Genomic DNA, 7,296 nt, shown 5'->3' with positions numbered 1-7,296 from the left:
TCTTCTGCCACACCTATTTCCCGCATATCTTCCCACTACCTTTTTGCCCAGCACATGAGACTATGTTCGATGAGACTGATAAGGGCTCAGGCATCATCGCCATTACCGGTTTTCGTGGGCTGGGCAAAACGGTACTCATGGGAGTGGTCTATCCGATTTGGAAGATCATTAAAGGTGAGCGTTACGTGATCCATACAGCCGCAGACGTAGATCTGGCACAGGAACGCACAGCCTTCACCTTGCATGAACTGCAGAACAATAAGCGGCTCACAATGGACTATCCTGAACTGCAGCCTGTGGATGCCTTCGATCTCGACTTCTATCTCAAGAACAAAGCGAGAATCAGAGCCAGGAGTATAAAGCAGTCTCATCGTGGAACTATCAATCCCAAGACTGCCAAGCGACCCGGACTGATCGTCTGTGATGATATAGACAAAGAAGAGAATATGGGTAACCAGTCCATTGGTAAGAGACGCATGGAGAAGATCACCCAGGAGCTTGCCGGAGCACTCTCACCCGGGGGAAGTGGCAAGATCGTCTGGCTCGGTAACCTGGTACATCCCAATTACTCCATCTGCCAGTATCAGGAGCTCATATTAGGCGATTTACGGGCAGATAATCCAGAATTAGACGTTAGCTACCAGATTGCATTAAAGACCCACCAAAAGGCGATATTGCGCTTCTCCCTCGAAGATATGCATGGCAAGTCCACTTGGGAAGAGCAATACCCTACTGCCACTCTACCAAACCTGCGAGCCAAGTTCGGACATACCGGCTATCAGAGAGAGATGCTTGGACAGCCGGTAATCGAAGGGAACATCTTCAAGAACCACTGGTTCACCAAGTATAGAACCCTTCCCGAACCATCTCAGATGAAACGGGTCTGGCTCTATGCCGACCCTGCCTGGGGAGAGAAGGGCTGTTACAAAGCTGTTATCTCCATTGGCTATGATGGAAATCGCTTTTATGTGATCCATGTCTGGATACGTCAGACAGAGAACACCAAGTTCTTCAGATACTACTACGATGCCTATCAGGAGCTTGATCGAATCTACAGGGTTAAAGCCCGGGCAGCCTGTGAAACCACCTATGGTCAGGCACGTATCCTTGCTGACTTCGACAGGTGGGCTGCAGATAACCATCTGCCTCCCATAAGTCATCGAATCAAGCGGATCGATAACAAGGATAACAAGAATCTGCGCATCGAGAGAACCGAGACCATCATCGAGACAGCCAAGATCCTCTTTCCGGAAGGCCAGGACACACCAACCCTGATCAGCCAATTCCTCACTTATCCTGATGGCTATATCGATGGCTGTGATGCTCTGGCAGGATGTCTGGAACGCTTCTCAGAATACGATATTGGCAGGAACAGAGTCAAAGTTAGGAGATTTTCCTTCTAATGAACTACTATGATACGCTGATGCTTGAGTACTACCGGGTCCTCAACAATGCCTGGAAAACCGAGATCAGAGATGCGACCCGGCTTGCTATCCAGATGCTGAGTGACATACCCCGAGCCGAGAAGATCAACAAGGACTCCATAGATAAGCTTATTGGCATCATTAATACTCAATTGGGAGATGACTTCGCAGCACTGGTCAATGAGCCCACCAAGGCGATAATAGACCGCTGTGTGCGGCTCGGACTCAAGGACACCCAAGTGCAAGCCCCAACCAAGACCAGTATCGGACTCTGGGGCATTGAAGATCAGCATCTCTCATCCACTATTCAGAAGCAGCAGTTGTTCTGGATCGGGAACCACTTTGAAGCAGACGTCAGGCAGAACTTCGCAGACACCCTCTCTAAAGCCATTGAGCAAGGTTATACCAAGGAGATGCTGGCAGATACTCTCAAAGACCAGTTCAATGACCTTGCCAACCGATCATCGCACTACTGGCAGGGACTGGCAGAGCATACTGCTCTCAGAATACGAGAATTCGGAAGACTGCAAGGATATAAGAAAGCCAAAGCGAGATACTACAAGCTCGTAGTGATCTTGGATGATCGCACCAGTGACATCTGTCGGGCATTGGCTGCCCAGGATAGAGTCTATCCTCTAAACGATGCCATCGAAGTGATGGATAACCTCATGGCACTTGATACCAAGTCCAATAGCCTGGATGATGCCAGAGAATACATCAAAGCACTTGCACCATGGATCAATGACGATCAGATAGAATACGACTCAGAGATGAATCCGGTAGGTGTTTCCGGATCGCATACTCCGTTCCCACCTTTTCACTGGAAGTGCAGGACCCAGAGTATAATTGGTGGTTGACGAATTGTATTGACAATAAATGGATCATTACTCTGTTTGTTCGCTCACAAGGTGGCTTATGAAATATGATTTGAGTGGATTGTATCCTGAGGAGTTTGAAAAACTGGTAACAGGATTATGTGTGGAGATATTTGGTGTTGCTGTTCAGCACTTCTCTACGGGCAAAGATGGCGGTCGTGATGCTTATTACAACGGATTCTCAAAATTGTTCAGCAAAGAGGGAAAGCATGTCATCCAAGCCAAACATTCGGATAATCCTATCTCTAGTTTTTCAGATGCAAGGTTTTTCTCTAATGATAAATCGACCATTAAAAAAGAAATCCCAAAAATTAAAAGTCTCAAAGACGCGGGAAGATTAGATTTCTACATTCTATTCAGCAATCGTAAGCTATCATCCTTAACTTCTAACGAGATTACTCAATATATCTCGCAGGAAACTGGATTACAAGAGTCAGCAATCTACTTAGTTGGGATTGAGATGATCGACGAGCATCTTAGGCTAAACGTTGAATTACCAAAAAAGTACGGTGTGGATTTTTTCTATTCTCCTTTGACAATTATCCCCGATGAGTTGGGGAAAGTTATACAAGCTTTCTCGACTGTGCTAACCAATATAGAACCACGGGAAAAAGATGATAGTCTAACATACCTTGATCTACTGAAAAAAAACGAAGTGAATAACTTAAGCCAAGATTACTTCAAACACATACAAGATACTGCTTTTAGTTTTTTTGCATTAATTGACTTGTACTTAAGCGACCCCTTGAATGAGTTTTACTACAACAAGTATGTCGAATCTACTGAGCATTTGCAGCAAAAAGTTCTTACAGAATTAGCTAATGGAGTGTGCATGGATTCGATATTGACAGCGATAAACTATAGCTTGATAAAGGGAGATAGCTACCTTGGAAGTAATAAAAAACTTACTCGTGTGTTTCTTTATTATATGTACTGCACTTGCGATATTGGGAGGCGAGCATGATAAAACCGTCCAGGCATTTTGCATACAATAAATCTGCACTTTATCTTTCGGGTTGTGCATTGGATATTATCAGAAAACATAAGGTAATTGGTTTCTCAGAACTCGTCATTAAAATGGAAGATCGGTATAGAATACCAAAAGGGATTAATGAAGTTAACTCTAATCTTCTACCAGCCCTCGATCTTCTGTATATGTTAGGTGCTATTGAATATTTCTCGCAGAACGATAGCTTTGTATATTTGGATGATAAATGCAGATAAGTAAATTATACTCGAATTTCAAGAACCATTTTCACGACATTGAGTTTAATGAGAATAGCATAAACGTCATATACGCAGATATCACTGATCCAGAGAATTACGATAAGGATACTCATAACTTAGGTAAGACAACTCTAATCGATCTAATTGACTTTATGCTCCTTAAAAAACGTACTGATGAGAACTTCTTATTCAAGCATTATGCACTTTTTAAGAACTATGTTTTTTATATCGAACTGCGTCTGCCAAGCAGAAGTAAATATTTGACAATTAGAAGAGCTGTAAACTCACATACGAAGATTTCTTTCTTCGAACACGATTCAAGAAACCAAGATTTCAGTGATGAAATCATGGACATATGGAGTTATACAGATGTGCCTTTAAACAAAGCAAAAACGATATTGGATGCATATCTATCATTCAGAGTGATAAAACCTTGGTCTTATCGGACAGGACTTCCATACTTCCTCAGATCTCAACATGATTATCAAGATGTTTTTCAGCCAAATCAATACAAGGGGAAACATAAAGATTGGAAGCCATACCTGATCCAGATATTGGGTTTTGATGGTCAGCAGATGGAAAGGACTTATGATATTGATGACGATATACACGATGTGGAATCCCAGATTCGTCTTGAACGAAGGGAATTCCCAGGCACTATTGACTCCATTGATAAACTCAATGGCAAGATACTTGTTATAGACAACGAAATATGCAACATTGAGTCGTCATTTGATTCGTTCAACTTTAAGGAGATAGATGAGAGAATATCTGATGAGCTTGTTACGAAAATTGATACATCCATAGCTGCATTGAATGAGATTAGATACTCAATGAATACTGAGGCAGAAAAGATTAAAAAGCAACTCGAGCTGGATTGTGTCGAAGATGTTAATAAGACGAAAAAAGTCTTTGAGGATGCATCCTTTTATTTTAGTGATCAGTTGATTAACGACTACAACAAATTAGTAGAGTTCAACAGAAAAATAACAACCGACAGAAAGCGTTTCTTATCGACAAGACATAGCTCCCTAATGGCTGAGTTACAATCGATTAATGAAGACCTATCAAGATTTAATGAAGAGAGACAGGAAGCTTTATCTATTCTCAAGGAAACGAATACTGGTAGAAGAATGAAGGCTTACCAAAAGCAACTCATTGAATTAAAAACACAAAGGGAGCTTCTTGAGAGAATGAAAGAGCTAATCTTGAAATTGGAAGCTCTTGAAAAGCGAATCAAGGAGTTAAAAACTGAACGATCAAACACGGTTGACAGCATTGAGCAGCAAATAAAGATCGGGAATAGAACATATAACGAAATCAGAATGTGTTTTTCCAATGCAGTCAAAGAGGTTTTAGGAGAAGAAGCCATAATCTCCATCACTAAAAACAAAAATGACAATTTTGAATTTGAAGCCGAAATAGTCGATACTGGGAGAATAACAAGTCTAAGCAGAGGGACGTCTTATAAACAGGTTTTGTGCGCTATGTTCGATCTATCAGTCCTTCAAGTCTATGCAAATCAACCATTTTTCAAGTTTGTTTATCACGATGGGATATTAGAAGGTCTCGATGACAGAAAGAAAATCCAGCTTCTCAACTATGTGAAAAGGGTTTGTGTTGAATCGGGGATTCAGTATATAATTACCGTTATTGCATCAGACTGGCCGCACGATGCATCTTACGAATATACGTTGGATAATGATGATATTGTTTTGAAGCTACATGATAAGGACTCATCTGGGAGATTGTTTAATATGCCAGTATTCTAACTATTTTAGATTGGTATGCATATCATAGATAACAAGTCAAACATGAATCAATCATCTTACCTTTCTCTGCCTGGAGACTGTTAGATATAATAGTCTATACTCGCTTTGTCATGAATAATCTGAGTAATAAATGGGTTTGCTACTCAGTATAATGTCTATCAGTTGAGTTATCAACTAAATCACCCGCAATGAGTATCAAATATGACCAGATCGCATAAACTCGGTGCTGAACCGGTAGGTGACACCATAAAACAATCTCCTTTTCTCTTGTAACAGTGGAGGCAAAACACAACGAAACATGTTTGATAATGTATTACCATGCAATATGTTAATATTCGCCCAGAAATTATCAATTGACATGTAAGTCATTCATTCGATCCTGACCTTTTCCAGTTTATACGATAAAAAATCAAAATAAAGGAAAAGGAGTGACCCAAATGGCAGTTAGCACGAAAATCAAAAATGAAGAGTTGTTTCGATTATTGAATGCTTCTGTGCCTGGTTTCCCAAAATACACAACACAGCTGATGAACTTAGCTAATCAAAATGCACAGGGTACAAGGCCGAGTGTTGTAGGTAAAATGAGCGATCTAATCCAAGAATTTCCAGGTAGAAACCTTCGAGAATGGGAAGAGTGGTATCTTCAATCCCACCCGACCGCAATTGAAGACGCAGCTACAAGAGTTTATGGTATGATTGAACAATTCAAACGAGCAATTGAATTAATTACAAAGGACGTGGTTGAAGAATGGATTAAGGATCTTGTTATCACGAAGACATTTGCAGGGCTGAAGGTTCAAGAAGCTATCCTTCAACACGTTTCTGAACAAGAATTTACTACATATAGAATTGCTACAGCCCAAGAAGAATCACAGAACATTGACGGAGTAATCGGAGATAGATTCGTGAGCATCAAACCAACAACATGGTCTGGTATGCTCACATCACCTATAAGTATTTGTGTCGATATGATCTATTACGAGAAGACAAAAGATGGCTTAGTGATAAGTTACGATTTTAAGTGAGGGTACACGTATGGTAGCCAAGAAACAATCTCCTAAAAAGGTTAGTCCAAAAATTAAAACTGAGAAGATAAAATTTGATTCCATCAAAGAGTTATTGGGTTTAAATGACCGAAGTTTTCCAAAGTATTCACGACCATTAATGGTTCAGGCTAATACATTTGCCAGGTCTACCGATAAAAAAATCGTGGGTCATTTGAGTACATTGTTCATCAGTTTGAAGCCAAAATCTCTTGAGGAGTGGATTGAGAAACACACAGAATTATTCCCTGATTCTATAGATACAGCTTCCAGAAAACTGTACAATAAACTGCAAGACTTTAAAGCTGTAATAGATTCGTTGAGTCTTGACGATGTGGAGAAGTGGATGAAAGAGTTCTTGTATGATAAGACTTATATGGGACTAAGCATCCAGAAGGCAATTTTTGAATTGTTCTCTTCACGATACAAACTCGATTTCATAGAAGCTACAGTAACGGACGAGGGACAGAACATAGATGGTTGGTTGGGCACATTAGCAGTAAGCATAAAACCAGTTTCATTCAAGGATGCAAAGCATTTGCCATTTAAAATTAACGATGATATTCATGTTATCTTTTACGAGAAGATGAGTAACAACATAGTAATCCAATATAGTAGAGAATTGGAGAAAGCATGTCGCTCACAGGTGGAGAACTAAATTTACTGAATGGAAATCAGGGGATATCAGCTCCTTACAAGTCAGTCCCTGTTATGAAACTTATCAGAGAGCATAAGCCAAAAACAAAGAATGAGCTTGTAGAGCTCATTGAGTACCACTTCAAGAATAAGTGTAACTGTGGTATAGTTAGCCAAGTGGATATTCCGGAGTAACTGAGCCACCCATTCCGCTTGATGAGAGCCACTCCTCCAAAAAATAGAGCCACTCGTTCCGCTACTGAGAGCCAGTATTGCTAGAGTATTATCTAATATATAGTTACATAGTATTTATGAGTTA

Annotated in this window: 7 protein-coding genes; all 7 read left to right on the top strand. The window is 40.5% G+C overall.

The features are described 5' to 3' along the window. The coding region (locus Q8M98_04450) for a hypothetical protein (GenBank protein ID MDP3114010.1) at positions 1-1,403 on the top strand (1,403 nt) is incomplete at its 5' end. Beyond that, positions 1,403-2,281: a hypothetical protein gene (locus tag Q8M98_04445; GenBank protein MDP3114009.1), complete on the top strand. Its 879-nt coding sequence runs from the start codon at positions 1,403-1,405 to the stop codon at positions 2,279-2,281. The genes Q8M98_04450 and Q8M98_04445, both read left to right, overlap by 1 nt. 58 nt (positions 2,282-2,339) lie before the next feature. Then, positions 2,340-3,263, top strand: a complete 924-nt coding sequence (locus Q8M98_04440) for a hypothetical protein (protein MDP3114008.1) — start codon at positions 2,340-2,342, stop codon at positions 3,261-3,263. Further along, entirely contained in the window at positions 3,260-3,523 is a 264-nt protein-coding gene (locus Q8M98_04435) for a hypothetical protein (protein MDP3114007.1), read from the top strand. The genes Q8M98_04440 and Q8M98_04435 overlap by 4 nt, the downstream gene beginning before the upstream one ends. Further along, positions 3,514-5,298, top strand: a complete 1,785-nt coding sequence (locus Q8M98_04430) for a DUF2326 domain-containing protein (protein ID MDP3114006.1) — start codon at positions 3,514-3,516, stop codon at positions 5,296-5,298. Before Q8M98_04435 ends, Q8M98_04430 begins: the two co-directional genes overlap by 10 nt. A gap of 437 nt (positions 5,299-5,735) precedes the next feature. Continuing rightward, positions 5,736-6,323 carry an MjaI family restriction endonuclease gene (locus Q8M98_04425; GenBank protein MDP3114005.1) on the top strand — a complete coding sequence of 196 codons (588 nt, stop codon included), beginning with the start codon at positions 5,736-5,738 and terminating at the stop codon, positions 6,321-6,323. Positions 6,324-6,333: 10 nt separating this feature from the next. Beyond that, entirely contained in the window at positions 6,334-6,999 is a 666-nt protein-coding gene (locus Q8M98_04420) for an MjaI family restriction endonuclease (protein MDP3114004.1), read from the top strand. The last annotated feature ends 297 nt before the right edge of the window (positions 7,000-7,296 follow it).

The organism is Candidatus Cloacimonadaceae bacterium, from assembly GCA_030693415.1.
GTDB lineage: Bacteria > Cloacimonadota > Cloacimonadia > Cloacimonadales > Cloacimonadaceae > JAUYAR01.
The sequence above is the reverse complement of the archived record's forward strand: the minus strand, read 5'-3'. Positions and strand labels throughout refer to the sequence as shown.

Bases quoted from the DNA above. Each gene is read 5' to 3' on its own strand.
- Q8M98_04445 (MDP3114009.1), top strand. From the start codon at position 1,403: ATGAACTACTATGATACGCTGATGCTTGAGTACTACCGGGTCCTCAAC.
- Q8M98_04440 (MDP3114008.1), top strand. From the start codon at position 2,340: ATGAAATATGATTTGAGTGGATTGTATCCTGAGGAGTTTGAAAAACTG.
- Q8M98_04435 (MDP3114007.1), top strand. From the start codon at position 3,260: ATGATAAAACCGTCCAGGCATTTTGCATACAATAAATCTGCACTTTAT.
- Q8M98_04430 (MDP3114006.1), top strand. From the start codon at position 3,514: ATGCAGATAAGTAAATTATACTCGAATTTCAAGAACCATTTTCACGAC.
- Q8M98_04425 (MDP3114005.1), top strand. From the start codon at position 5,736: ATGGCAGTTAGCACGAAAATCAAAAATGAAGAGTTGTTTCGATTATTG.
- Q8M98_04420 (MDP3114004.1), top strand. From the start codon at position 6,334: ATGGTAGCCAAGAAACAATCTCCTAAAAAGGTTAGTCCAAAAATTAAA.